The sequence below is a fragment of the Rhodococcus sp. X156 genome (genome assembly GCF_004006015.1).
GTDB lineage: Bacteria > Actinomycetota > Actinomycetes > Mycobacteriales > Mycobacteriaceae > X156.
This window is the reverse complement of the sequence record NZ_CP034766.1, coordinates 3,304,943-3,329,366: the sequence shown is the minus strand read 5'-3', so window position 1 is coordinate 3,329,366 and position 24,424 is coordinate 3,304,943. Positions and strand designations below refer to the sequence as shown.

At 72.8% G+C, this 24,424-nt stretch carries 25 protein-coding genes; 18 read left to right on the top strand and 7 right to left on the bottom strand.

What is annotated here, in order from left to right; all coding sequences use genetic code 11:
- Positions 1-19 precede the first annotated feature (19 nt).
- The 3 genes from ELX43_RS15705 to ELX43_RS15695 all read right to left on the bottom strand — a co-directional run bounded on the left by ELX43_RS15705 (position 20) and on the right by ELX43_RS15695 (position 3,067).
- Positions 20-1,402, bottom strand: coding sequence for a wax ester/triacylglycerol synthase family O-acyltransferase (locus ELX43_RS15705; protein ID WP_127784230.1), 1,383 nt, complete (start codon positions 1,400-1,402; stop codon positions 20-22).
- 151 nt (positions 1,403-1,553) lie between these two features.
- The gene (locus tag ELX43_RS15700; protein ID WP_127784229.1) at positions 1,554-2,336 is read right to left on the bottom strand and encodes an SDR family oxidoreductase; all 783 of its coding nucleotides are present in this window, start codon (positions 2,334-2,336) and stop codon (positions 1,554-1,556) included.
- Between the two features lie 11 nt (positions 2,337-2,347).
- A complete protein-coding gene (locus ELX43_RS15695; RefSeq protein WP_127784228.1) occupies positions 2,348-3,067 on the bottom strand; it encodes an EthD domain-containing protein in 720 nt (239 codons plus the stop codon).
- A gap of 172 nt (positions 3,068-3,239) precedes the next feature.
- Here ELX43_RS15695 and clpB point away from each other — a divergent pair, with 172 nt between their 5' ends.
- The 6 genes from clpB to ELX43_RS15665 all read left to right on the top strand — a co-directional run bounded on the left by clpB (position 3,240) and on the right by ELX43_RS15665 (position 9,674).
- Positions 3,240-5,804, top strand: a complete 2,565-nt coding sequence (gene clpB, locus ELX43_RS15690) for an ATP-dependent chaperone ClpB (protein WP_127784227.1) — start codon at positions 3,240-3,242, stop codon at positions 5,802-5,804.
- 65 nt (positions 5,805-5,869) lie between these two features.
- Entirely contained in the window at positions 5,870-6,508 is a 639-nt protein-coding gene (locus ELX43_RS15685) for a hypothetical protein (protein WP_127784226.1), read from the top strand.
- 28 nt (positions 6,509-6,536) lie between these two features.
- Positions 6,537-7,313, top strand: a complete 777-nt coding sequence (locus ELX43_RS15680) for an SDR family oxidoreductase (RefSeq protein ID WP_127784225.1) — start codon at positions 6,537-6,539, stop codon at positions 7,311-7,313.
- Positions 7,314-7,376: 63 nt separating this feature from the next.
- Positions 7,377-7,925: an orotate phosphoribosyltransferase gene (pyrE, locus tag ELX43_RS15675; protein ID WP_127784224.1), complete on the top strand. Its 549-nt coding sequence runs from the start codon at positions 7,377-7,379 to the stop codon at positions 7,923-7,925.
- A 22-nt stretch (positions 7,926-7,947) separates the two neighbouring features.
- A complete protein-coding gene (locus ELX43_RS15670; protein WP_241249262.1) occupies positions 7,948-8,631 on the top strand; it encodes a TrmH family RNA methyltransferase in 684 nt (227 codons plus the stop codon).
- Positions 8,625-9,674: a glycoside hydrolase family 76 protein gene (locus ELX43_RS15665; protein WP_127784223.1), complete on the top strand. Its 1,050-nt coding sequence runs from the start codon at positions 8,625-8,627 to the stop codon at positions 9,672-9,674. The genes ELX43_RS15670 and ELX43_RS15665 overlap by 7 nt, the downstream gene beginning before the upstream one ends.
- Positions 9,675-9,680: 6 nt before the next feature.
- Here ELX43_RS15665 and ELX43_RS15660 read toward each other — a convergent pair whose 3' ends face one another.
- Positions 9,681-10,367: a DedA family protein gene (locus ELX43_RS15660; protein ID WP_241249260.1), complete on the bottom strand. Its 687-nt coding sequence runs from the start codon at positions 10,365-10,367 to the stop codon at positions 9,681-9,683.
- 1 nt (position 10,368) lies between these two features.
- Positions 10,369-11,151 carry a VTT domain-containing protein gene (locus tag ELX43_RS15655; RefSeq protein ID WP_241249258.1) on the bottom strand — a complete coding sequence of 261 codons (783 nt, stop codon included), beginning with the start codon at positions 11,149-11,151 and terminating at the stop codon, positions 10,369-10,371.
- Between the two features lie 136 nt (positions 11,152-11,287).
- Between ELX43_RS15655 and fbaA the strand changes: the two genes are divergently transcribed.
- The 3 genes from fbaA (at position 11,288) to ELX43_RS15640 (ending at position 14,026) form a co-directional block, all read left to right on the top strand.
- Positions 11,288-12,322, top strand: coding sequence for a class II fructose-bisphosphate aldolase (gene fbaA, locus ELX43_RS15650; RefSeq protein ID WP_127784220.1), 1,035 nt, complete (start codon positions 11,288-11,290; stop codon positions 12,320-12,322).
- A gap of 130 nt (positions 12,323-12,452) precedes the next feature.
- Positions 12,453-12,866 carry a DUF3151 domain-containing protein gene (locus ELX43_RS15645; protein ID WP_127784219.1) on the top strand — a complete coding sequence of 138 codons (414 nt, stop codon included), beginning with the start codon at positions 12,453-12,455 and terminating at the stop codon, positions 12,864-12,866.
- 14 nt (positions 12,867-12,880) lie between these two features.
- Positions 12,881-14,026 (top strand): FUSC family protein, encoded by a 1,146-nt coding sequence (locus ELX43_RS15640; RefSeq protein WP_241249248.1) that lies wholly within the window; start codon positions 12,881-12,883, stop codon positions 14,024-14,026.
- A 12-nt stretch (positions 14,027-14,038) separates the two neighbouring features.
- Here the strand turns inward: ELX43_RS15640 and ELX43_RS15635 are convergent, their stop codons facing one another.
- A complete protein-coding gene (locus ELX43_RS15635) occupies positions 14,039-14,623 on the bottom strand; it encodes a hypothetical protein (protein WP_241249246.1) in 585 nt (194 codons plus the stop codon).
- A 141-nt stretch (positions 14,624-14,764) separates the two neighbouring features.
- Between ELX43_RS15635 and ELX43_RS15630 the strand changes: the two genes are divergently transcribed.
- The 9 genes from ELX43_RS15630 to ELX43_RS15590 all read left to right on the top strand — a co-directional run bounded on the left by ELX43_RS15630 (position 14,765) and on the right by ELX43_RS15590 (position 23,874).
- Positions 14,765-16,057 (top strand): adenylosuccinate synthase, encoded by a 1,293-nt coding sequence (locus tag ELX43_RS15630; protein ID WP_127784217.1) that lies wholly within the window; start codon positions 14,765-14,767, stop codon positions 16,055-16,057.
- A 357-nt stretch (positions 16,058-16,414) separates the two neighbouring features.
- Positions 16,415-16,855 carry a diaminobutyrate acetyltransferase gene (ectA, locus tag ELX43_RS15625; RefSeq protein WP_241249244.1) on the top strand — a complete coding sequence of 147 codons (441 nt, stop codon included), beginning with the start codon at positions 16,415-16,417 and terminating at the stop codon, positions 16,853-16,855.
- Positions 16,856-16,857: 2 nt separating this feature from the next.
- Positions 16,858-18,114, top strand: coding sequence for a diaminobutyrate--2-oxoglutarate transaminase (gene ectB, locus ELX43_RS15620; protein WP_241249232.1), 1,257 nt, complete (start codon positions 16,858-16,860; stop codon positions 18,112-18,114).
- 51 nt (positions 18,115-18,165) lie between these two features.
- On the top strand, positions 18,166-18,561 hold the full coding sequence (locus ELX43_RS15615) for an ectoine synthase (protein ID WP_127784214.1): 396 nt from the start codon (positions 18,166-18,168) through the stop codon (positions 18,559-18,561).
- Between the two features lie 97 nt (positions 18,562-18,658).
- Entirely contained in the window at positions 18,659-19,258 is a 600-nt protein-coding gene (locus ELX43_RS15610) for a class I SAM-dependent methyltransferase (protein ID WP_127784213.1), read from the top strand.
- Between the two features lie 53 nt (positions 19,259-19,311).
- The gene (gene purD / locus ELX43_RS15605; protein ID WP_127784212.1) at positions 19,312-20,577 is read left to right on the top strand and encodes a phosphoribosylamine--glycine ligase; all 1,266 of its coding nucleotides are present in this window, start codon (positions 19,312-19,314) and stop codon (positions 20,575-20,577) included.
- A gap of 91 nt (positions 20,578-20,668) precedes the next feature.
- Positions 20,669-21,079: an EthD domain-containing protein gene (locus ELX43_RS15600; RefSeq protein WP_127784211.1), complete on the top strand. Its 411-nt coding sequence runs from the start codon at positions 20,669-20,671 to the stop codon at positions 21,077-21,079.
- A 118-nt stretch (positions 21,080-21,197) separates the two neighbouring features.
- Entirely contained in the window at positions 21,198-22,313 is a 1,116-nt protein-coding gene (locus ELX43_RS15595) for a pyridoxal phosphate-dependent aminotransferase (protein ID WP_127784967.1), read from the top strand.
- A 22-nt stretch (positions 22,314-22,335) separates the two neighbouring features.
- Entirely contained in the window at positions 22,336-23,874 is a 1,539-nt protein-coding gene (locus ELX43_RS15590; protein ID WP_127784210.1) for an FAD-dependent oxidoreductase, read from the top strand.
- Here the strand turns inward: ELX43_RS15590 and ELX43_RS15585 are convergent.
- Complete coding sequence (locus ELX43_RS15585; protein ID WP_127784209.1) at positions 23,871-24,320, bottom strand: helix-turn-helix domain-containing protein; 450 nt, start codon at positions 24,318-24,320, stop codon at positions 23,871-23,873. The genes ELX43_RS15590 and ELX43_RS15585 overlap by 4 nt on opposite strands.
- Between the last annotated feature and the right edge of the window lie 104 nt (positions 24,321-24,424).

Below are 24,424 nucleotides of genomic sequence, written 5' to 3'. Positions count from 1 at the left end.
GTGCCGGTACGGACGACGGTCAGGCCGTGGCCTTCTCCAGCTCGGCCAGCGAGTCCTCCAGGTGCACCAGGAGGCGTTGCAGCCGCGGCACGTTGCGCCGGCAGCCGGTGAGCCCGAACTGCATGGTGTCGGCGTAGCTGGCCACCGTGATGTTCAGCGCCTGGCCGTCCACGGGGATGGAGGCGGGGAAGAAGTTCTCCAGCCGCGCCCCGTTCCAGAAGCGCTCCGTGTCCGGCCCCGGCACGTTGGAGATGATGATGTTGAACGGCGGCCCGGTGAGGCGGTCGGCGCCCCCGAGCGGGCCCAGCGCCAGGCCGCCGATGTTCAGCGCGCTCACCGCCAGGCTCTGCAGCGGGCTCAGCCCGGCCAGCACGTTCTTGGAGTACCGCATCGACTGGTGCACGCGGTGCAGGCGCTGCCCGGCATCGGTCAGCTCGGTGCCCAGGTTGCACAGCACCGCCCCCACCGCGTTGCCCTCGCCGTCGCCCTCCTTGCGCAACGACACCGGCACCATCGCGACCAGCGGCTCGTCGGGCAGGGCGCCCAGCTCCAGCAGGTAGCGACGCAGCGCCCCGGCGGACATGGCCAGCACCGTGTCGTTGACCGTCACTCCCGCTGCGTCGCTGACCGCGCGCAGCCGCTCCATCGGCCAGGCCTGCGCGGCGAAGCGCCGGGCGCCGGTGATGGGGACGTTGAAGATCGTGCGCGGCGCCTGGAAGGGCAGGGCCGCGGTGTTGTCGTTGAACGCCTGCAGCGCGCTGCCGATGGTGGCGGGGGCGATCCCGGCCACGTCCAGCGCCGCGCGGGCGACGCCGCCGAGCGCGGCGGACAGCGGGCTCGACCCGCCGCTGCTGGGCTTGTCCGCACGCTCTGCCTGCTTGCGGTCCTCCGGCTCCACCCACGGCGAGACGAACGGCGTGGTGGCGTCCTCGCTCAGCGCGCGGTACCACGCCCGGGTGGCCGCGACCCCGTCGATCAGCGCGTGGTGGGTCTTGAAGTACACCGCCACGCGGCCGTCGTTGAGGCCCTCGATCACGTGCAGCTCCCACAGCGGGCGGTGCCGGTCCAGCAGGGTGCCGTGCAGCCGCGAGACCAGCTCCAGCAGCTCGCGGACCCGGCCCGGGCTGGGCAGCGCGGACAGCCGGAGGTGGTAGTCCGCGTCGACCGTGGCGTCGTGCGTCCACCGCAGCGGGGCGAAGCTGGTGAGCAGGTGCTGCGGCTTGCGCAGGAAGAGCTGGCGCATGTTGTCGGTGTCGGAGAGGTCCTCGTACATCGAGCGGGCCAGCCCGGCTCCGTCGCTGCCCTCCGGCGGGGTGAACAGCGAGAGCCCACCCACGTGCATCGGGTGTTCCCTGCTCTCCATGAGCAGGAACATCGAGTCGACCGGCGACATGAACGCCATGCCAGAGCCCCCTACCGCATCATCTTCGTGGAGTTCGTCCGAACAGCGGTGACGCCGGCTCGGCGGCGACGGCCAAGACGGGGACAGCGCTGTCAGCGAAACGCTTCCTGCACAGTAGGGCGCGTCTGCTGCTGCGGCCACCCGTTGGTGCTCAGCGGTTGAGCCAGCCGATCACCTGGCGGTTGAGCCAGTACGGGGTCATCCGGGTGAGCGGGGCCGCCAGCCTGGTCTGCGCACCCACCATCACGTGCGGCGAGCGCACCCGGCGGCGGCCGGACAGCACGCGGTGCACCTGGCGGGCCACGTCCTCCGGGCCCAGCCGGACGCCGAGCCTGCGGGTGGTGCCCAGGTCCTTGATCTCGTCCACCATGGCGGTCCGGACGAACAGCGGCCACAGCGAGGTGACGGTGATCCCGGTGCCGCGCCACTCGATGTCCAGGGCCTCGGTGAGGCTCTTGACCGCCGACTTCGTGGCGCCGTACACCGCGAGGCCGGGCTGGCCGTACATCGCCGACGCCGAGGCCAGGTTGAGCAGGTGCGCCTGGGGGGAGCGCAGCAGGTACGGGTGGGCCAGCCGGGCGCCGCGGATCACCCCGCCCACGTTGACCTGCACCAGGCGCAGGTGGGTGTCCACGTCCTGCTCCACGAACGTGCCTGCGGAGATGACCCCGGCGTTGTTCACCAGGGCGTCGAGCACGCCCCCGGTGCCAGCGGTCAGCTCGGTCAGCGCCTGCTCCCAGTCGGCGGTGCTGGTGACGTCCAGGCGCCCGCAGTGGATGGGCACCGCCGCGCCGGCGGCCTCCGGAGCCTCGGCGAGGTCGGGGACCGTGAGGTCGAACGCGCCCACCCGCCAGCCCTGCTGGGCCAGCAGCAGCGCGGTGGCGCGGCCGATGCCCGACTGGGCGCCGGTGACGAGGACGGTGCGTGGGGCCACGGTTGCTGCTCCTAGCTGAGGGTGGGGCACGGGGTGGGGGAGGTCAGCACGTAGCGGCTGGTGGGCACCACGTCGATGCCCTGGGCGGCGCCGAAGGTGTCGACGCTGGCCGCCATGGCCTGCAGCCGGCGAGCGAGCTCGGCGTCGTCGCCGCCCGAGCCGTAGAAGGCGTGCACGTCCTGCAGCGCCTCGGGGCGGAAGACCTCCTCCACGATGCCGTCCACCACCGGGGCGTCGGGAGTGAGCGCGCGCACCACCACGTTCTGCACGTAGCCGTGGGTCTCCTGGGTCTCGATGGCCACCGTGGTGTGGTGGTTCTGCCAGCGGTCCAGCCAGGTCGCCGGGTCCAGCTCGGCCGGGCGGCGCAGGAAGGCGACGTTGGTGAAGCCGTAGCCGCGCGCACCCGGCTCCCACTGCGGAGCCATCGGCACCGACTCGGTGACCAGGTAGCCGGCGATGCGTCCGCTGACCTCGGCCAGCAGCTGCTCCAGGGCGGGCCGGACCGGGCCGGCCACGGTGTCCACCCACACGCTGACCACGGCGCTGATGGGAACATCGAAGGTGGTGATCCGCAGCATCGCCGTGGCCACCGCGTCGTCGGAGACGTTCACCTGCACGCCCCGGGCGCCGGCGGCGGTGAGCTGCTCGGCCACCTCGCCGCGCAGCCGCTCCGCCCAGCCTGCTGAGGGCTCGTCCGGGCGGGGCCACAGCGCGTACACCAGCTTCTCCATGGGCGCGGATGCTACGGAGCCGGCGGGCGGGGCGGAACCGGGAAGTTCCGACCACCGGAATCGCAACGGCCCCAGGGCAACGCCTAGACTTGAGCGGAACAGGCTAAGGTTTGTTGACGTTGGACCTTGCAGGGCCTTCGGGCGCAGCACGAGCAGACCATGAGGTGGATCAGTGGACTCCTTCACGCCGACGACCAAGACGCAGCAGGCGCTGTCGACCGCTGTGCAGTCAGCGACCAGCGCCGGACACCCCGACGTGCGGCCCGCGCACCTGCTGGTCAGCCTGCTCGGAGTCAGCGACGGCATCACCGGACCGCTGCTGACCGCCGTCGGCGCCGACCCGGCCGCCGTGCGCGCCGAGGCCGAGACCCTGCTGCGGCGCATCCCCGCCGCGTCCGGGGCCACCGTCGCCGCGCCGCAGCTCGACCGCCCGGCGCTGCGGGCCCTCAACGCCGCCCAGCAGCTGGCCGAGTCGATGGGCGACGAGTACGTCTCCACCGAGCACCTGCTGGTCGGCCTGGCCGAGGGTGACTCCGACGTGGCCAAGCTGCTGGTGGGCCACGGCGCCACCGCGCAGGCCCTGCGCGAGGCCTTCACCACCGTGCGCGGCTCCGCCCGGGTCACCAGCCCCGACCCGGAGGGCAGCTACCAGGCACTGGAGAAGTACGGCTCCGACCTCACCGCCCGCGCCCGCGACGGTGAGCTGGACCCGGTGATCGGCCGCGACGCGGAGATTCGCCGGGTGGTGCAGGTGCTCAGCCGCCGCACCAAGAACAACCCGGTGCTCATCGGTGAGCCGGGCGTGGGCAAGACCGCCATCGTGGAGGGCCTCGCCCAGCGCATCATCGCCGGCGACGTGCCCGACAGCCTGCGCGGCCGCCGGGTGATCTCCCTCGACCTGGGCTCCATGGTCGCCGGTGCCAAGTACCGCGGCGAGTTCGAGGAGCGCCTCAAGGCGGTGCTCGCCGACATCCAGGCCAGTGCCGGCGAGGTCATCACCTTCATCGACGAGCTGCACACCATCGTCGGCGCCGGCGCCACCGGGGAGGGCGCCATGGACGCGGGCAACATGATCAAGCCGATGCTCGCCCGCGGGGAGCTGCGCCTGGTGGGGGCCACCACGCTGGAGGAGTACCGCAAGCACATCGAGAAGGACGCTGCCCTGGAGCGCCGCTTCCAGCAGGTCTTCGTGGGCGAGCCCAGCGTGCCCGACACCGTGGGCATCCTGCGCGGGCTCAAGGAGCGCTACGAGGTGCACCACGGCGTGCGCATCACCGACAGCGCGCTGGTGGCCGCGGCCACCCTGTCCGACCGCTACATCACCGCCCGATTCCTGCCGGACAAGGCCATCGACCTGGTGGACGAGGCGGCCTCGCGGCTGCGCATGGAGATCGACTCCCGGCCGGTGGAGGTGGACGAGGTGGAGCGCGAGGTGCGCCGCCTGGAGATCGAGGAGGTGGCGCTGTCCTCGGAGAGCGACGCCGCCTCGCAGGACCGGCTGGAGACGCTGCGCGGTGAGCTCGCCGACGCCCGGGAGCGGCTCAACGCCCTCAGCGCCCGCTGGCAGAACGAGAAGAACGCCATCGAGGGGGTGCGCGAGCTCAAGGAGCAGCTGGAGACGCTGCGCGGGGAGTCCGAGCGGGCTGAGCGCGACGGCGACCTCGGCCGGGCCGCGGAGCTGCGCTACGGCCGCATCCCCGAGCTGGAGCGCAAGCTCGCCGAGGCCACCAGCGTGGCCACCGACGGCGACGTGCTGCTCAAGGAGGAGGTCGGGCCGGACGACGTGGCCGACGTGGTCTCCGCCTGGACGGGCATCCCGGCCGGGCGGCTGCTGGAGGGCGAGACCGCCAAGCTGCTGCGCATGGAGGAGGTCATCGGCTCCCGCGTGGTGGGCCAGGAGGCGGCCGTCGCCGCGGTCAGCGACGCCGTCCGCCGCGCCCGCGCCGGGGTGGCCGACCCGGACCGGCCGACGGGATCGTTCCTGTTCCTCGGCCCCACCGGCGTCGGCAAGACCGAGCTGGCCAAGGCGCTGGCGGAGTTCCTCTTCGACGACGAGCGCGCCATGGTGCGCATCGACATGAGCGAGTACGGCGAGAAGCACTCCGTCGCCCGGCTGGTGGGGGCGCCCCCGGGCTACGTCGGCTACGACGCCGGTGGCCAGCTGACCGAGGCGGTGCGCCGCCGGCCGTACACGGTGGTGCTCTTCGACGAGGTGGAGAAGGCGCACCCGGACGTCTTCGACATCCTGCTGCAGGTGCTCGACGACGGCCGCCTCACCGACGGCCAGGGCCGCACGGTGGACTTCCGCAGCACCATCCTGGTGCTCACCTCCAACCTGGGGGCCGGCGGCACCAAGGAGCAGGTGATGGAGGCGGTGCGCCGGGCGTTCAAGCCGGAGTTCGTCAACCGCCTGGACGACGTGCTGGTCTTCGACGCGCTCACCGAGGCCCAGCTCGAGCACATCGTGGACATCCAGCTGGCCGCGCTGGCCAAGCGGCTGGAGGCCCGCCGGCTCACCCTGCAGGTCTCCGCGGCGGCCCGCACCTGGCTGGCCGAGCGCGGGTTCGACCCGCAGTACGGCGCCCGGCCGCTGCGGCGCCTGGTGCAGCACGCCATCGGTGACCAGCTGGCCCGAGAGCTGTTGGGCGGCAAGGTGCACGACGGTGACACCGTCGCGGTGGACGTGGCGCCGGACGGGGCGGCGCTGGTGGTGGGCGCACCCGAGCCGGTCGCCTGAGTCGCCCTCCGCAGCGGTCCCTCGCCGACGCCGGCGACGGTTAGGGTGTCGGGCGTGAGCGCCCGATGAGCACAGCCCTGGTCGTCGCCGGCATCGTGCTGCTGGCGGTGGGTCTGGCCGTGCTGGCGCTGGACGCCCGCCGCAGCAGCGCCGGTGGCCGTGCGCGCCGCCAGTGGGCGCAGGAGCACGGCGGCCGCCACCAGGAGGCCGACCCTGCCCTCGCCGGGTGGTGGCGCCACGGGGTCTTCGCCGACAGCGACGCAGGCCGCGCGGTGCAGGTGGTGAGCCTGGTCGACGACGGCCGGCCAGTGCACCTGTTCGACCTGCAGCGCGCCGGCGCCACCGCCTGCACGGTGCTGGCGGTGCGCCGGCCGAGTGAGTCCGAGGTGGTGCTGGAGCTGCGCCAGGGCTCGGTGTCCACCGGCAGCGCCGGCCTGGCGTCCGGGCTGGACCTGCTGGGCCCGGTGGGAGAGCGCTACGCCTTCACCAACGACCTCGAGGCGGCCCGCGCCGTGGTGGACGACCAGCTGGTGGAGCTGGTCGACGCCGCCGGCTACGACCTCACCGTGCTCTGGGTGGAGGGTGGCTGGGCGCTGGCCGCGCTGGACCCCACCGCGGGACCCGAGCGGTGGGATGACGTGCTGGTGCTGCTGGGGCGCCTGGGCGAGCTGGCGCACGGCCTGCCCGCCACCCAGCCGGTCTGACCACCGGTGCGCAGCTAGCCTCTCGGCCATGACCTCCCGCACCGCCCTCGTCACCGGTCCCACCTCCGGCATCGGCGCCGCGTTCGCCCGCCGCCTGGCCGCCGACGGCTACGACCTGGTGCTGGTGGCCCGGGACACCGCCAAGCTGGAGACGCTGGCCGCGGAGCTGAGCAGCCGCCACCGCAGCACCGCCACCGTGCTCACCGCCGACCTCACCCGCGCCGAGGACCGCGCCGTCGTGGCCGACCGCGCCCGCCAGGGCCTGGACCTGTTGGTGAACAACGCCGGCTTCGCCACCTCGGGGGAGTTCTGGACCACCGACCCCGAGCAGCTGCAGGCCCAGCTGGACGTCAACGTCACCGCCGTCATGCAGCTGAGCAGGGCTGCGCTGCCGGCGATGATCGCCGCGGGCAGCGGCGCGGTGGTCAACGTGGCCAGCGTGGCGGGCCTGGTTCCTGGGCGGGGCTCCACCTACTCGGCCAGCAAGGCGTGGGTGATCTCCTTCTCCGAGGGTCTCGCCGGTGGGCTGGCCGGCACCGGCGTGCAGGTGCAGGCGCTGTGCCCAGGCTTCGTGCGCACCGAGTTCCACGCCCGCGCCGGCATCGACATGAGCTCCACCTCCGACCGGCTGTGGCTGCAGCCCGACGACGTCGTCCACGCAAGCCTGGCCGACCTGCGTCGCGGCAGGGTGGTCTCCGTGCCCGGCCGGCAGTACAAGGCGCTGGTCGGGGCCTCCCACCTGCTGCCGCGCGGCGCCCTGCGCTGGGCGGCCACCCGCGTGGGCAACGCCCGCGGCCGCAGCTGATCTCGCGGACACGGCTGAGCACCGCCTGGCTGCTCAGGCCGCCGCCTCGGTAGCGTGAGCGCCATGCCTGCCGCCGTGGATCCTGCCGCCCGTGCCCGCCTCGCCGAGCTGGTCCGCGACCTCGCAGTGGTGCACGGCAAGGTCACGCTGTCCTCCGGCGCGGAGGCGGACTACTACGTGGACCTGCGCCGGGCCACGCTGCACCACGAGGCCAGCCCGCTGATCGGCCGGCTGCTGCGCGAGCTGACCGCCGACTGGGACTTCACCGCGGTGGGCGGGCTGACCCTGGGTGCTGACCCGGTGGCTACCGCCATGCTGCACGCGGGCACCGGCCTGGACGCCTTCGTGGTGCGCAAGTCCACCAAGACGCACGGCATGCAGCGCCTCATCGAGGGCCCGGACGTGGTGGGTCGCCGGGTGCTGGTGGTGGAGGACACCACCACCACGGGAAACTCCCCGCTCACCGCCGTCGCCGCGCTGCGCGAGGTGGGTGCGGAGGTGGTCGGCGTGGCCACCGTGGTGGACCGGGCCACCGGCGCCGACGCGGTGATCGCCGAGCAGGGGCTGGAGTACCGGTCGCTGCTCACCCTGGCTGACCTCGGGCTGGCCTGAGCGCCATCCACGCGGGAGAGCAGTGACCGAGCACGTGGTGGACGCCGCGGAGGCTTCAGCGGTCTCCGAGGCCGGGCCCACCGAGTGGGCGCAGGCGCCGGTCGGCGTGGGTCCCTGGGTGGGGCCGCTGCCGGAGGACCCGCGCTACGACCCTGAGCTGCTGGCCGAGGGCGATCGGCGCAACGTCGTGGACGCCTACCGGTACTGGCGGCGCGAGGCCATCGTCGCCGACCTGGACACCCGCCGGCACCCGCTGCACGTGGCCATCGAGAACTTCGGTCACGACGGCAACATCGGCACCGTGGTGCGCACCGCCAACGCCTTCGCGGCAGCGGCCGTGCACATCGTGGGCCGCAAGCGGTGGAACCGCCGTGGCGCCATGGTCACCGACCGCTACCAACACGTGCACCACCACCCGGACGTCCCCACCCTGGCCGGCTACGCCCGCGCGCAAGGGCTGACCGTGGTGGCGGTGGACAACACCCCGGGCGCGCAGCCGCTGGAGACCACCGAGCTGCCCCGGCACTGCCTGCTGCTGTTCGGCCAGGAGGGTCCCGGGGTGAGCGCGGAGGCCGTCGAGCACGCCACGCTCACCGTGTCCATCGCCCAGTTCGGCTCCACCCGCAGCATCAACGCCGGGGTGGCTGCGGGCATCGCCATGCACACCTGGGTGCGCCAGCACGCTGACCTGCGCCAAGCCTGGTGAGCACCTGGGCGCAGCGGGCCGCCGCCGCCGAGGACGCGGTGCTGCACCACCACCTGCGGCCGCTGTGGGGGCTGCCCGGCACCGCGCTGGGGCTGATGGTGGTGCCCCCGGCGCCGGAGCACCGCACGTTCGCCAAGTGGTGCTACTGGTGGCAGGCGCACCTGCTGGACTGCCTGGTGGACGCGGCCACCCGCGAGCCCGACCCGCAGCGGACCCGCCGGGTGCGGGAGGTGGCCCGGGGCATCCAGGTGCGCAACCTCGGCAGCTGGACCAACAGCTACTACGACGACATGGCCTGGCTGGCGCTGGCCCTGCAGCGCGCCGACACCGAGCTGGCGGTGGCGCACCCGCGCGGGTCGCAGGCCCTGCTGGTCGAGCTGCAGCAGGCCTACCAGCACGCTGGCGGGCAGGGCATCCCGTGGCGGCGCGGGGACGACTTCCGCAACACCCCCGCCAACGGGCCGGCGGCCATCCTCTTCGCGCGCAGCGGCCGCGTGTCGGCGGCCGCGGACACCGCCGACTGGCTGCACACCCGGTTGCTGGACCCCGCCACCGGCCTGGTCTGCGACGGGCTGCGTCCTGGTGAGGCGGGCGCGGTGGTGGAGGCCACCAAGTACACCTACTGCCAGGGCGTGGTGCTGGGGGCGGAGACCGAGCTGGCGGTGCGCACCGGCGCCGCCGTGCACGCGCGTCGGGTGCACCGACTGGTGCGCGCGGTGCAGACCCACCTGGCGCCCAGCGGCGTGCCGGTGGGTGCCGGCGGCGGGGACGGCGGGCTGTTCGCCGGCATCCTGGCGCGCTACCTGGCCGTGGTCGCCCGCCAGCTGCCCGGCGACGACGACGCCGACGCGCAGGCCCGGGCCACGGCCCGCCGGTTGGTGCTCAGCTCCGCCGACGCGGCGTGGCGCCACCGCGACGAGGTGGCGGGACGACCGGTGTTCGGCCCCAGCTGGGAGCAGCCACCGCTGGCCGGCCGGCGGGACCTCTCGGTGCAGCTGTCGGCGTGGATGCTGCTGGAGGCTGCCGCCACCCTGCCCGGCTGAGCGGGGCTAGTGGTCCAGCGCCGGCAGGTCGGGGGCGGGCACCACGTCGGGGTCCTCCGGGCGCTCCACCTCCTGGCGGTAGCGGAACAACCCCCAGGCGGTGCCCACCACCAGCAGCACCACCAGCACGGCGACGGCGGTGTGCAGCAGCCACGGGACGGTGTCGAGCAACCCGGCGCCGTAGTAGCCGAGCAGCAGCAGGGTGGGCACCCAGATCAGCGCACCCAGGCTGCTGGCCAGCAGGTAGCGCCGCGGGTTCATGTGCGCGGCCCCGGCGAGCATCGGCGCCAGGGTGCGCACCCAGGGGATCCAGCGGGCGATCACCACGGCCCAGAAGCCGTAGCGGTGCATCAGGTCGGTGGCGCGCAGCAGGTTCTTGCGGTTGAGGACCCGGCCGCCCTTGCGGGCGAGGACCTTGGTGCCGGCGTGCGTGCCCACCTGGTAGCCCACCTGGTTGCCGACGATGGCCACCACCGTCGCCGTGCCCGCCAGCCACCACGCCTGGTGCTCGCTGTGGTGCGCGGCCAGCACCACGCCGGCGGTGAGCAGCAGCGAGTCGCCGGGGAGGAACAGCCCGACGATGAAGGCGCACTCCAGCAGCACGAAGCCCAGCACGATCACCCACACCAGCACCGGGCCCGCGGTCTCCAGCGGACCGTAGGTCGCCGCGACGAGCTGGGCGCCCGGCGGCACGTCAGACGGCGGCGGTCCCGCGGGCGGTACCGCCGCTCTCGTCCTGCGCCGACGCGTCGTCGGTCGGGACGGCAGCGCTGGCGGCGTCGGCGCGCACAGCTGCATCGGCCTGGGTCCTGGCCCGCGTGGACGCCCGGCGGTTGCGGAGCACCTCGACGAGGATCGGCACCACCGACAGCGCCACGATGAGCAGCAGGATGGCCTCGATGTTCTTGCTCACGAAGTCCACGTTGCCCAGCAGTCGTCCCAGCAGGATGACCCCGGCACCCCAGAGCACGCCACCGACGATGTTGTAGGTGACGAAGGTGCGGTAGCGCATCTTGGCCACCCCGGCGGTCACCGGCATGAAGGTGCGCACGATCGGCACGAAGCGGGCCAGGATGATGGCCTTGGGGCCGTGCTTGTCGAAGAACTCGTGCGCGTCAGCCACGTACTTGCGCTTGAAGAACCGGGAGTCCTCCCGGTTGAAGATGGCCGGCCCGGCCTTGCGGCCGATGAAGTAGCCGACCTGGTCACCGGCGATGGCCGCGATCGGCACCGTGAGCATCAGCAGCCACACCGGGGCGATCGAGGGCACCGGGTGCCCGGCGAGCACCGCGTCCCCGGTGGAGATGAGCCCGGCGGTGAACAGCAGCGAGTCGCCCGGGAGGAAGAAGCCGAAGAGCAGGGCGCACTCCACGAAGACCACGGTCAGCAGTCCGGCGAAGCCGAAGTTCTCGAGGAGGTAGTTCGGCTGGATGAACTCCGGGCCCACGGACAGGACGGCGGTGCTGGCTGGGGTCACCGCGCCCACGATACCGGCGAGCCGTTGGTCCCTTGCCCTTCCGTGGGGGCAAGTTGTCATACTGACTGTCAATTACTGCCCGTGCGCCACCACCACGGCGTGCGCGGGTGCCGTCGCTCAAGGAGGACCGTCAACGATGCCGATCGCCACCCCAGAGGTCTACGCCGACATGCTCGACCGGGCCAAGGCCGGCTCGTTCGCCTACCCGGCCATCAACTGCACGTCCTCGGAGACGATCAACGCCGCGCTGAAGGGCTTCGCCGACGCCGGCAGCGACGGCATCATCCAGTTCTCCACCGGTGGCGCGGAGTTCGGCTCGGGCACCGGGGTGAAGGACATGGTCACCGGGGCCGTGGCGCTGGCGGAGTTCGCGCACGTCGTGGCCGAGAAGTACTCCATCAACGTGGCGCTGCACACCGACCACTGCCCCAAGGACAAGCTGGACAGCTACGTCCGCCCGCTCATCGCCATCAGCAAGGAGCGCGTGGACGCCGGGCGCAACCCGCTGTTCCAGTCGCACATGTGGGACGGCTCCGCGGTGCCGCTGGAGGAGAACCTGGAGATCGCCAAGGACCTGCTGGCCGCCACCGCGGCCGCGCGGATCATCCTGGAGGTGGAGATCGGCGTGGTCGGTGGCGAGGAGGACGGCGTCGACAACGAGATCAACGACAAGCTGTACACCACCGCGGACGACTACCTGAAGACCGTCGAGGCGCTCGGCGGCGGCGACACCGGCTCGCGCTACCTGCTGGCCGCCACCTTCGGCAACGTGCACGGCGTCTACAAGCCGGGCAACGTCAAGCTGCGCCCGGAGGTGCTCGCCGAGGGTCAGCGGGTGGCCGCGGAGAAGCTCGGCCTGCCCGCCGACGCCAAGCCCTTCGACCTGGTCTTCCACGGCGGCTCGGGCTCGCTGCTGTCGGAGATCCACGAGGCGCTGGGCTACGGCGTCATCAAGATGAACGTGGACACCGACACCCAGTACGCCTTCACCCGCCCCATCGCCGGGCACATGCTCGGCAACTACGACGGCGTGCTCAAGATCGACGGCGAGGTGGGCAACAAGAAGGTCTACGACCCGCGCAGCTACCTCAAGAAGGCCGAGGGTGGCATGGCCGCCCGCGTCGTCGAGGCCTGCGAGAACCTCCGCTCGGCTGGTCAGTCGAAGGGCTGACCCGCCCCCTCGTTCGGCATTCAGGGCCCGCAACGCCGTTCTCCGCGCTCGCGCGGGGCGTTGCGGGCCCTGAGTGCTGGGGGTGGGGCACCGGGTGCCTGCCCGTCCGGCTGCGGGGCATGATGGGCCCATGACCTACCCCGATCTGCTTGGCCCCCAGCCCACCCTGCTGCCCGGCGACCCCGAGGCGGAAGCCGCTCTGCGCGAGGGCACCGACCCCGTGGCCGTGGCCGCCGAGCACCCCGCCGCCAGCATCGCCTGGGCCACCCTCGCCGAGGGCGCCCTCGAGGCCGGCGAGCCCGTCACCGCCTACGCCTTCGCCCGGACCGGCTACCACCGTGGTCTGGACCAGCTGCGCCGCAACGGCTGGAAGGGCTTCGGCCCGGTGCCGTACTCGCACGAGCCCAACCGTGGCTTCCTGCGCGCCGTGGCCGCGCTGACCAAGGCCGCCACCGCCATCGGCGAGACCGACGAGCAGGCTCGCTGCCTGACGCTGCTCAACGACTGCGATCCCGAGGCCGCCGTGCAGCTCGGCCTCGCCTGATCCACCTCCCGGCGGTGCTGCGGCGTCTGTTCGACCGGCTGCACCCGGCTCTGCAGACCCGGGTGCGGCGGCTGCGCGCCACCGAGCTGGCGGTGCTGCAGTGCGCCCTGGCCGCTGGGCTGGCCTGGTTCCTGGCCCGCGACGTCGTCGGTCACGCGGAGCCGTTCTTCGCGCCCATCGCCGCCGTGGTGTGCCTGGGGGTCTCCCTGGGTGCCCGGCTGCGCCGCGCCGTCGAGCTGGTGGCCGGGGTCAGCGTGGGCATCCTGGTGGGCGACCTGCTGATCTCGGTGATCGGCAGCGGCGCCTGGCAGATCAGCGTGGTGGTGCTGCTAGCCATGACCACCGCGCTGCTGCTCGACGGCGGCGGGGTGTTCACCCTGCAGGCCGGCACCTCGGCCGTGCTGGTCGCCACCCTGCTGCCGCCGGGGGGCTCAGCCGGCGTCAACCGCTTCGTGGACGCCCTCGTCGGTGGTGTCGTGGGCATCGTGGTGATGTCGCTGATACCGGCCGACCCGGTGCGCTCGGCCCGCAGCGACGTGGCCAAGGTGCTCGACGAGCTGATCGCCTCGCTGCACCTGGTGGCCCGCGGACTCACCGACGCCGAGGAGGCGCCCGTGCTCGAGGCGCTGCGCCGGGCGCGGTCCACCCAGGGCAGCCTCGACAGCCTGCGCGCCAACCTCGCCGCCGGGCGAGAGCTGGCCCGCATCGCCCCGCTGCGCTGGCGCTCGCGGCAGCGCCTGGCCCAGCTGGACGCCACCGCCACCCCGCTGGACAACACCGCCCGCAACCTGCGGGTGCTGGCCCGGCGGTCGCTGGCGGCGGTGCGCGACCACGAGCAGGTCGAGCCGCGGCTGGTGGCGCAGGTGGAGGGCACCGCTGCGGCGATGGCCACGCTGCGGGCCGCGGTGTGCTCCGCGCGCGAGGAGGTGCCCGAGCTGGGCCCCGCGGCACTGCAGCTGCGGCAGGTGGCGGCCGGGCTGACCAGCGACCTCGGAGCCAGCGGTGGTCTGTCGGTGCGGGTGGTGGTCGGTCAGCTGCGCTCCGCCGTGGTGGACCTGCTGCGGGTGGCCGGGGCCAGCCGCGTCTCGGCGCTGGCCAGCCTGCCGCCCACGGTCGAGCACCCCGCCGTTCCGCCGGACGTGGAGAACCTGGACCGCTGAGCGGCGAGCCCCTCAGCCCACGAGCAGCCAGTCGGTGGTGTGCCGGTAGAACGTGGAGCGCTTGAGCACCCGCTCGTGCTGCACGCCGTCGCGGGTGAGCACCAGCCCCGTGGAACCGGTCTGCACGGCCCGGCCGGTGACCCACCGCGGGCGCCAGCGCCGCTGCTCGGCCACCCGCAGCCCCGGCTCGTCCCCGCTCGGCTCGATCCACAGCCCGGCGCTGGTGCCGGTGAACACCCGGGTGTTGTCGGCGTAGGTCTCGCCGGTGAGCCGTTCGCCGTCGGGCCCGGTGATGCTGGCCCGTCCGACCAGCGCGATGCCGGCGTCGTCGCGGGCCAGCGGGCGTGGGCGGGCGGTGCCGGTGAGCGCCAGCGCGGCAGCGGCGGCCCCGGCGGGCAGCCCCCAGCACCGGGTCGCCGCGCTCGGTTGCGGGCTCACGTGGGCCAGCTCGACGTCGAGCCGCTCGGTGCGCAGCAGCCGGGTGAGCACCGCCGCCAGGTCGGCGTCATCGCCCACCACCACCAGCCGCTCGGCCTCGCCCAGCAGCGGGTCCACCTCGTCCTTGCCCGGCCGCGCGAGCACCGGCACAGCCGTCATCTGGGCAAGCTCCTGCGGCGGCGTCGTTCCGCCGCAGGTCAGCACTACAGTCCGCACCCGCGAGCTCCTGGTCTAGGGTTCTTCCGGCGCCCACTGACGTGCGCCGCGTCAACACGATCATGCACATGCAGGGAGCAGAACATGCCGGCAGTCGTCCTCATCGGCGCCCAGTGGGGCGACGAGGGCAAGGGCAAGGCCACCGATCTACTGGGCGAGCGGGTCCAGTGGGTGGTCCGCTACCAGGGTGGCAACAACGCGGGACACACGGTGGTCCTGCCCACCGGGGAGAACTTCGCCCTGCACCTCATCCCCTCCGGGATCCTCACCCCTGACGTCACCAACGTCATCGGCAACGGCGTGGTGGTGGACCCCGGCGTGCTGCTGGCCGAGCTGGCCGGGCTGGAGGAGCGCGGGGTGGACACCTCCCGGCTGCTGCTCTCCGCCGACGCGCACCTGCTGATGCCCTACCACGTGGCCATCGACAAGGTCACCGAGCGCTTCCTGGGCAACGCCAAGATCGGCACCACCGGCCGCGGCATCGGACCGGCCTACCAGGACAAGATCGCCCGCGTGGGTGTGCGCGTGGCCGACGTGCTGGACGAGAAGATCCTGCGCCAGAAGGTCGAGGCGGCCCTGGAGTTCAAGAACCAGGTGCTGTCCAAGATCTACAACCGGCGCGCGCTCGACCCCGACCAGGTGGTCGCGGAGGTGCTGGAGCAGGCGGAGGGCTTCAAGCACCGCATCGCCGACACCCGCCTGCAGCTCAACGAGGCGCTGGAGCGCGGCGAGACGGTGCTGCTGGAGGGCAGCCAGGGCACCCTCCTCGACGTCGACCACGGCACCTACCCCTACGTCACCTCCTCCAACCCCACCGCCGGCGGCGCGTCGGTCGGCTCGGGCATCGGCCCCACCCGCATCACCACGGTGCTGGGCATCCTCAAGGCGTACACCACCCGCGTCGGCTCCGGTCCGTTCCCCACCGAGCTGCACGACGAGATGGGCGAGTTCCTCAGCAAGAAGGGCGGCGAGGTGGGGGTCACCACCGGCCGCGCCCGCCGCTGCGGCTGGTTCGACGCCGTCATCGGCCGCTACGCCACCCGCGTCAACGGCATCACCGACTACTTCCTCACCAAGCTCGACGTGCTGTCGGGCCTGGAGACGGTGCCGATCTGCGTGGCCTACGAGGTGGACGGGGTGCGGGTGGAGGACATGCCGATGACCCAGTCGGACGTGCACCACGCCGTGCCGGTCTACGAGGAGATGCCGGGCTGGTTCGAGGACATCAGCGGTGCCCGCACCTTCGAGGAGCTGCCCGCCAACGCCCAGGCCTACGTGCTGCGCATCGAGGAGCTGTGCGGCGCCCGGGTGTCGTGCATCGGGGTCGGTCCCGGCCGGGACGAGACCATCGTCCGGCACGACGTGCTCGCTGGCTGAGAGCGGCGCCCGCGGGGTCCCGGGCCAACAGGGTCGGGACCCCGCCGCGCCGCCCGGTTCGGCGCGCGAGGGCGGCTGCGCAGGTGTTCGAACGGGCCGTCGGTCACTAACCTGGTGACCTGCAGGACTCCAGCGCTGACCTCGGTCGTGGGGAGAATGTCGGAAATGCCCGGGTGTAGTGCATCTCACTGTTTCCAACATGTTACGTGACTCGCACACGGCACCTTTGTTACGTTCGAACACCGTATGACTCCCCCTGACACAGGTACGACCCCGCCCGCTGCTGCCGACCCAAGCTCCCCAGGGCCGTTCGACGGCCTCTCGTTTCGTGCTCCCGGCCCCGGTGACGGCACCCGGATGTGGGAGATCGCCCGCGACTCGCAGGTGCTGGACGTGAACTCCTCCTACGCCTACGTGCTGTGGGGTCGCGACTTCTCCGGCACCTCAATCGTCGCGCTGGACCACGATCGGGTCGTCGGCTTCGTCACCGGCTACCGACGCCCGGACCGCCAGGACACGCTGTTCGTCTGGCAGGTGGCGGTGGACGCCGACCAGCGCGGCAAGGGAGTGGCCGGCCGCATGCTCGACGGCGTGCTCGACCGGCTGGCCACCGCGGGAGTCGTCCGCCTGGAGACCACGATCAGCCCCGACAACGAGGCGTCGCAGGCCCTGTTCACCGCTCTGGCACGCCGGCGCGGCGTGCCCATCAGCACCGAGGAACTGTTTCGACCGGAGCACTTTCCGGACAGCCACGAGGCCGAGGATCTCTACACCGTCGGCCACCGACACGGAGGATGATCGTGACTTCAATCTTCGAGACGCTCGAATCAGATGTGCGCAGCTACAGCCGTGGGTGGCCCGCCGTGTTCGACACCGCCCAGGGATCCTGGATGCGGAGCGAGGACGGCACGGAGTACCTCGACTTCTTCGCCGGGGCCGGCGCGCTGAACTACGGCCACAACCACCCGGTCCTCAAGCAGGCCCTGCTGGAGTACCTCGGCCGCGACGGCGTCACCCACGGGCTGGACATGTCCACCGTGGCCAAGCGCAACTTCCTGCAGACCTTCTCCGACCGGGTGCTGAGCCCGCGGGGGCTGGACTACAAGGTGCAGTTCCCCGGCCCGACGGGCACCAACACCGTGGAGTCCGCGCTCAAGCTGGCGCGCAAGGTGACCGGCCGCGAGGCCATCATCAACTTCACCAACGCCTTCCACGGCATGACGCTGGGCGCGCTGTCGGTCACCGGCAACTCGATGAAGCGCGGCGGTGCCGGCATCCCGCTGGTGCACTCCACCCCGATGCCCTACGACCACTACCTGTCCGAGAGCGACGGGGAGAACTCCGACTTCGACTGGATGGAGCGGGTGCTCGACGACTCCGGCAGCGGCTTCAACCGCCCCGCCGCAGTCATCGTGGAGACCGTGCAGGGTGAGGGCGGCGTGAACGTGGCCCGCGCGTCGTGGCTGCGCTCGCTGGCGGAGCTGTGCGCCAAGCGCGACATCCTGCTCATCGTCGACGACGTGCAGATGGGTTGCGGGCGCACCGGTCCGTTCTTCTCCTTCGAGGAGGCGGGCATCACCCCCGACATCGTCTGCCTGTCCAAGTCCATCAGCGGCTATGGGATGCCGATGGCGCTGACCCTGTTCAAGCCCGAGCTGGACGTCTGGGAGCCCGGCGAGCACAACGGCACCTTCCGTGGCAACAACCCCGCCTTCGTCACGGCCACCGTGGCGCTGGAGCAGTTCTGGTCCGACGACACCCTGCAGCGGGAGACGCTGGTCAAGGGCAAGCAGGTGCACGACGCGTTCGCCGCGCTGGCCGCCGAGCACCCGGGCGTGAGCACCCGTGGTCGTGGTCTGGCCCAGGGCCTGGTCTTCGCCGACGCCGACCTGGCCGGCAAGGTCTGCTCGCTGGCCTTCGACAACGGCCTGCTGGCCGAGACGGCGGGGCCGTCCGACGAGGTGGTCAAGCTGCTGCCCGCGCTGACCATCACCGCCGACGAGCTCGACCACGGCCTGAAGATCCTGGCCGAGGCCACCGCCACCGTCAGCTCCTGACCGGGCAAGGCCCGCACCAGCTTTCCCTACCGTCAACACATCGGAGGCAGCATGATTGTCCGCACCATCGACGAGATCACCGGCACCGACCGCGACGTCACGGCGCCGAACGGCCAGTGGGCGAGCAAGCGCATCGTGCTCGGCGGTGACGGCGTGGGGTTCTCCTTCCACGAGACCGTCATCGAGCCGGGCACGGTGAACGACTTCCACTACGCCAACCACATCGAGGCGGTGTGGCTCGTCGAGGGCGAGGGCACGCTGACCGACCGCGAGACGGGCGAGGTCTACCCGCTGGCTCCGGGAACCATGTACCTGCTCAACGGGCACGAGCGCCACACCGTGGAGCCGACCACGCGGATGCGCATGTTCTGCGTGTTCAACCCGCCGGTCACCGGCAAGGAGGTGCACGACGAGAACGGCGTGTACCCCCTCGTCGCGGCTGACTAGCGACGCGCTGCCGCGCTGACCCACGGCCGGGCCGGACGTCGCTCCCTCGCGGGACGGCGACCGGCCCGGCCGTCTGCGTGGGGGATACCGTGACCGCATGAGCAAGCCGACGCGGTGGGTGACGGCGCACGACGCCGGGCACTCCCAGTGGTACATCGACCGGTTCCGCACGCTCGCCGCCGAGGGGGCCGACCTGGTCGGCGAGGCGCGCACGCTGGACGCGATGCTGCCCCGCGGTGCCCGGGTGCTCGACGCCGGCTGCGGCCCCGGGCGGGTGGGCGCCGAGCTCGCCGCCCGCGGGCACCAGGTGGTGGGCGTGGACGCCGACCCGCAGCTGATCGAGGCCGCGGAGGCCGACCACCCCGGGCCACGCTGGCTGGTGGCCGACCTGTCCGAGCTGGACCTGGCCGAGCTGGGGGAGCCCGAGCCCTTCGACGCCCTGGTCTGCGCCGGCAACGTGATGCCCTACCTGCGCCCGGGCACCGCGCCGGAGGTGCTGGTGCGGATGGCGGCGCACCTGCGCTCCGACGGCGTCGCGGTGATCGGCTTCGGTGCTGGCCGCGGCTACACCGTGGCGGAGCTGGACACCCACGCCGTCGCCGCCGGCTTCGTGGTGGAGCAGCGGTTCGCCACCTGGGACCTGCGGCCCTGGCACGCCGACGCCGACTTCTCCGTGACGGTGCTGCGCAAGCCCTGACCAGGCAGATGCCGGCGCCGTGGCGCCGACGCCGCCCCGTAACCTGTACCGCTGTGCGCGTACTCGTGATCGGCTCCGGTGCCCGTGAACACGCTCTGCTGCTGGCCCTGCGCCGTGATCCCGGGGTGACCGAGCTCTTCTGCGCCCCGGGCAACGCGGGCACGGCCCGCGTGGCCGAGCAGCACCCGGTGGACGTGGCCGATCCCGAGGCGGTCACCGCCATGGCTCGTCGCCTGGCTGCCGACCTCGTGGTCATCGGTCCCGAGGTGCCGCTGGTGCTGGGGGTGGCCGACGCCGTGCGCGCCGCGGGCATCGCCTGCTTCGGACCCTCCCGCCAGGCCGCGCGCATCGAGGGCTCCAAGGCGTTCGCCAAGGACGTCATGGCCGCGGCCGGGGTGCGCACCGCGCACAGCGAGATCGTGGACAGCCCGGCCAACCTCGATGCCGCGCTGGACCGCTTCGGCCCGCACTGGGTGGTCAAGGACGACGGGCTGGCGGCGGGCAAGGGCGTGGTGGTCACCGAGGATCGCGACGCCGCCCGCCGGCACGCCGCATCGCTGCTGGAGGACGGCCACCCGGTGCTGCTGGAGAGCTACCTGGACGGCCCCGAGGTCTCGCTGTTCTGCCTGGTCGACGGCGAGACGGTGGTGCCGCTGCTGCCCGCCCAGGACGCCAAGCGGGTGGGCGACGGCGACACCGGCCCCAACACCGGCGGCATGGGTGCCTACGCGCCGCTGCCCTGGGCGCCCGAGGGCATGGTCGAGGACCTGGTGGAGAACACCGTCAAGCCGGTCGCGGCGGAGCTGGTGCGCCGGGGCTGTGGGTTCTCCGGGCTGCTCTACGCCGGCTTCGCGCTGGGTGCGGCCGGGCCGGCGGTGGTGGAGTTCAACTGCCGCTTCGGTGACCCGGAGACCCAGTCGGTGCTGGCCCTGCTGCGCACGCCGCTGGGCGAGCTGCTGCACGCCACCGCCACCGGCAGCCTGGCCGAGCACACCGACCTGGAGTGGGCCCCCGGCGCCGCGGTCACCGTGGTGCTGGCGGCGGAGAACTACCCCGGCAAGCCACGCACGGGTGACGTCATCAGCGGCGCCGACGACGAGGGCGTGCTGCACGCCGGCACCGTGGCCCGCCCGGAGGGCACCGTGGTCTCCGCCGGCGGGCGGGTGCTCAGCGTGGTGGGCACCGGCGCCGACCTGGCCGCCGCGCGTGAGGACGCCTACCGGCGGATGGCGCAGGTGCACCTGCCCGGCGGGCACTACCGCAGCGACATCGCCGCCCGCGCCGTCGCCGGGGAGATCACCGTTCCCGGCCCGCGCTGAGCGAGGCGGCGCCCGCTGGCCGGGACGCGGCCGGTTCCGGGCTCGGCCGCGGCCTACCTTGGCGCCACACCCCTAGTGGAGGAGCCGCGTCGTGTTCAAGGCTGTCGCCCTGCTGACCCGCAAGCCCGGCACCTCCCGCGCGGAGTTCATGGCCTACTACGGCAGCACCCATGCGCGGCTGATCCGTGAGCTGCACCCGCAGATCCGGGCCTACCGCCGCAACTTCCTCCAGCACGAGAGCGTGCTGGGCTCGCCGACCGCGCCGGTGCCCGACTTCGACGTGGTCACCGAGATCTACTTCGACGACCGCGCCGGCTTCGACCAGATGATCGCCGACTCCGCCGGCACCGAGGTGGGTCGAGCCATCGCCGCGGACGAGGACCGGTTCGCCGACCGCTCGCGCACCCGGATGTACGTGGTCGACGTCCAGGAGGACACCGATGGCCACGGAGACACCGATGGCCGCGGAGGCACCGATGTTCCAGCAGACACCGACGCCTGACCGGGGAGACCGGCCCGCCAACTAGGGTCGGAGCGCGGCGCGGCCGGTCAGCGGCTGCGGCAGAAAGGGGACACGGGTGCACGAGTCACGGCGCTCCCTCATCGAGCCGTTCCACGTGATGGACGTGTGGGCGGCTGCCGCCATCCGCCAGCGCACCCACGGTGACGTGGTCAACCTCGCCGCCGGCCAGCCCTCCACCCCCGCGCCCGCCGCGGTGCTGCGCGCCGCCCGCAAGGCGCTGGACGAGCAGCTGCTGGGCTACACCGTCACCCTGGGCATCGACGAGCTGCGCCTGGCCATCGCCGGTCACCACAGCCGGCGCTACGACATCGAGGTGAGCGCGGAGGACGTCGTGGTCACCACCGGATCCTCCGGTGGGTTCCCGCTGATCTTCCTCGCCGCCTTCGACGCCGGCGACACCGTGGTGATGTCGCGGCCGGGCTACCCGGCCTACCGCAACTCCCTGCAGGCGCTCGGCTGCACCGTGGTCGAGCTCGACTGCGGCCCCGACACCCGCTTCCAGCCCACGGTGGCGATGTTGGAGGCGCTGGAGACCCCGCCGGCCGGGCTGGTGGTGGCCAGCCCCGCCAACCCCACCGGCACCATCCTGGCCGCCGACGAGCTGGCCGCCCTGGCCCGCTGGTGCGAGGAGCACGGCACGCTGCTGATCTCCGACGAGATCTACCACGGCATCAGCTACGGGCCGGAGACCGCCAGCGCCTGGCAGACCTCCCGCGAGGCGGTGGTGATGGGCTCGGCGTCGAAGTACTTCTGCATGACCGGCTGGCGGCTGGGCTGGATGCTGGTGCCGGCCCGGCTGCGCCGCGCGGTCGACCGCCTCGCCGGCAACCTCACCATCTGCCCGCCCGCCCTGTCCCAGCACGCGGCCGTCGCGGCCTTCACCGAGGAGTCCTACGCCGAGCTGGACTCCCACGTGCTGCGCTACCGCACCAACCGCGACCTGCTGCTGGAGGGCCTGCCCCAGGTGGGGCTGGGCGACCTGGCCCCGGCCGACGGCGCGTTCTACGCCTACGCCGACATCGGCCACCTCACCGACGACTCCACCGCCTGGTGCGCCGAGCTGCTGGCCGAGACCGGGGTGGCGCTGGCCCCCGGCGTCGACTTCGACACCGTGCACGGCGGCAGCACCGTGCGGCTGTCCTTCGCCGGGGCCACGTCGGACATCACCGAGGCCCTCACCCGGCTGCGCGGGGCCCGCGCGCTGCAGCGCTGACCCACCCACCGGAAGGACCACCATGACCACCTCCACCACCAGCTCCGTGCACCCGCGCCCTGCTGCGGACGTCGCCAGCTGGGACCACGAGGCCGACGTCGTGGTCGCGGGGTACGGCGTGGCCGGCGCCTCGGCCGCCATCGAGGCCGCTCGGGCCGGGGCCGACGTGCTGGTGCTCGAGCGCACCAGCGGGTGGGGCGGCGCCGCGGCGCTGGCGGGCGGGTTCATCTACCTGGGCGGCGGCACCGCGCTGCAGCGTGCCTGCGGCTTCGAGGACTCCCCGGCCACCATGCAGGCCTTCCTCACCGCGGCGCTCGGACCCGGGGTGGACGGTGCCAAGATCGAGGCCTACTGCCAGGGGTCGGTGGAGCACTACGACTGGCTGGTGGACTGCGGCGTGGTGTTCAAGCCGGAGTTCTTCGGCGAGCCGGGCTGGGAGTCCGTCGGCGACGAGGGGCTGATGTACTCCGGTGGGGAGAACGCCGCCCCGTTCACCGCCGTCGCCACCCCGGCACCGCGCGGGCACGTCCCGCAGATGGCCAACAAGCGCGCCGGGGAGAAGAGCGGCGGCTACATGCTGATGAAGCCGTTGGCGGAGACCGTGGCCGCGCTGGGGGTGCGGGCCGAGCACGACGTGCGGGTGCAGACCTTGGTCACCGATCCCGACGGGCGGGTGGTCGGGGTGATCGCCAAGCAGTACGGCCAGGAGATCGCCGTGCGGGCCCGCCGCGGCGTGGTGCTGGCCACCGGGAGCTTCGCCTACAACGACCAGATGGTGCAGAGCTTCGCGCCGCTGATGGCCGGTCGCCCCGGCTCCGCCATCGAGGAGCACGACGGGATCTCCATCCGGATGGGACAGGCCGTGGGGGCCGACCTCGCCCACATGGACGCCGCCGAGGTCGCCATCCACTGCGACCCGCAGCTGATGGTGCGCGGCATCCTGGTCAACGGCCGCGGGCAGCGCTTCGTCCCAGAGGACACCTACCCCGGCCGCATCGGTCAGCTGGCCCTGTTCCAGCAGGACAACCAGGTGTTCCTGGTGGTCGACGAGGCCGGCTACGCCGCAGCCGCCGCCTCCCCGACCGCAACTCGGCACCTGCGGCGCAAGCCCACCTGGGTCTGCGAGACCGTCGCCGAGCTGGAGGCGGAGATGGGCCTGGTGGCCGGAGCGCTGGAGTCCACCGTGGAGCTGTACAACCGGTACGCGGTCACCGGCGAGGACCCGTTGCTGGGCAAGAAGGCGGAGTGGGTGAAGCCCCTCACCGGGCCCTTCGCCGCGATCGACCTGCGCGGCGCGACCAGTGGGTTCACCCTGGGCGGGCTGCGCACCACGGTGGACTCCGAGGTGCTGCACGTCTCGGGCGAGCCGATCCCCGGGCTGTTCGCGGCCGGGCGCTGCACCGCCGGCATCTCGGCCGGGGGTTACGCCTCGGGCGCCTCGCTCGGCGACGGCAGCTTCTTCGGTCGGCGGGCCGGGCGCAGCGCAGCGGGCACGAGGACGGCCGCGGGCACGAGCACGGCAGCGCACCCGCGTGCCGAGGCGGAGCCCAGCCTCGGCTAGAGGGTGTTCGGTCGCCCGGCGGTGCGGGCGTCGTGTGCCGCCCGGTGGGCGAGGACGTCGTCCATGTGTGTCTCCGCCCAGCCCTTGAGTCCGCGGATGAGGTGGTGCAGCGACAGGCCGAGCTCGGTGAGCTCGTAGGTGACCGTGACCGGAACGGTGGGAGTCACGGTGCGGGTGACGAGGCCGTCTCGCTCCAGCGAGCGCAGCGTCTGGGTGAGCATCTTCTGGCTGACGCCGGCGAGCTGCCGGGACAGCTCCGAGAAGCGCATCGCCCGCGGTTCACCCAGCCGGTCGGCGTCGCCCCCGCCGCCGAGCGCGCAGAGGATCAGGGCGACCCACTTGTCGGAGATCCGGTCGAGCAGCTTCCGGCTCGGGCAGGAGGCCAGGAACGAGTCGTACTCGAGCTTCGCCTGGGCTCTCTGCTCGGCCGCCGTGCTCGTGCTCATCGTCTGCTCCTGTCACCTGGTGGATACCAACGCACTCTGAGGTGCCTACTTCCCACCGGGAAGCTGCGCAACCAGCATGCACTTGGGCACCAAGAGAACCCACC

Coding starts and splice junctions, on each gene's coding strand:
- ELX43_RS15615 (WP_127784214.1), top strand. CDS start 18,166: ATGATTGTCCGCACCATCGACGAGATCACCGGCACCGACCGCGACGTC.
- ELX43_RS15610 (WP_127784213.1), top strand. CDS start 18,659: ATGAGCAAGCCGACGCGGTGGGTGACGGCGCACGACGCCGGGCACTCC.
- ELX43_RS15595 (WP_127784967.1), top strand. CDS start 21,198: ATGGACGTGTGGGCGGCTGCCGCCATCCGCCAGCGCACCCACGGTGAC.
- ELX43_RS15685 (WP_127784226.1), top strand. CDS start 5,870: ATGAGCACAGCCCTGGTCGTCGCCGGCATCGTGCTGCTGGCGGTGGGT.
- ectA (WP_241249244.1), top strand. CDS start 16,415: ATGTGGGAGATCGCCCGCGACTCGCAGGTGCTGGACGTGAACTCCTCC.
- ELX43_RS15585 (WP_127784209.1), bottom strand. CDS start 24,320: ATGAGCACGAGCACGGCGGCCGAGCAGAGAGCCCAGGCGAAGCTCGAG.
- ELX43_RS15645 (WP_127784219.1), top strand. CDS start 12,453: ATGACCTACCCCGATCTGCTTGGCCCCCAGCCCACCCTGCTGCCCGGC.
- pyrE (WP_127784224.1), top strand. CDS start 7,377: ATGCCTGCCGCCGTGGATCCTGCCGCCCGTGCCCGCCTCGCCGAGCTG.
- ELX43_RS15590 (WP_127784210.1), top strand. CDS start 22,336: ATGACCACCTCCACCACCAGCTCCGTGCACCCGCGCCCTGCTGCGGAC.
- ELX43_RS15635 (WP_241249246.1), bottom strand. CDS start 14,623: ATGACGGCTGTGCCGGTGCTCGCGCGGCCGGGCAAGGACGAGGTGGAC.
- ELX43_RS15680 (WP_127784225.1), top strand. CDS start 6,537: ATGACCTCCCGCACCGCCCTCGTCACCGGTCCCACCTCCGGCATCGGC.
- fbaA (WP_127784220.1), top strand. CDS start 11,288: ATGCCGATCGCCACCCCAGAGGTCTACGCCGACATGCTCGACCGGGCC.
- ELX43_RS15705 (WP_127784230.1), bottom strand. CDS start 1,402: ATGGCGTTCATGTCGCCGGTCGACTCGATGTTCCTGCTCATGGAGAGC.
- ELX43_RS15695 (WP_127784228.1), bottom strand. CDS start 3,067: ATGGAGAAGCTGGTGTACGCGCTGTGGCCCCGCCCGGACGAGCCCTCA.
- ELX43_RS15630 (WP_127784217.1), top strand. CDS start 14,765: ATGCCGGCAGTCGTCCTCATCGGCGCCCAGTGGGGCGACGAGGGCAAG.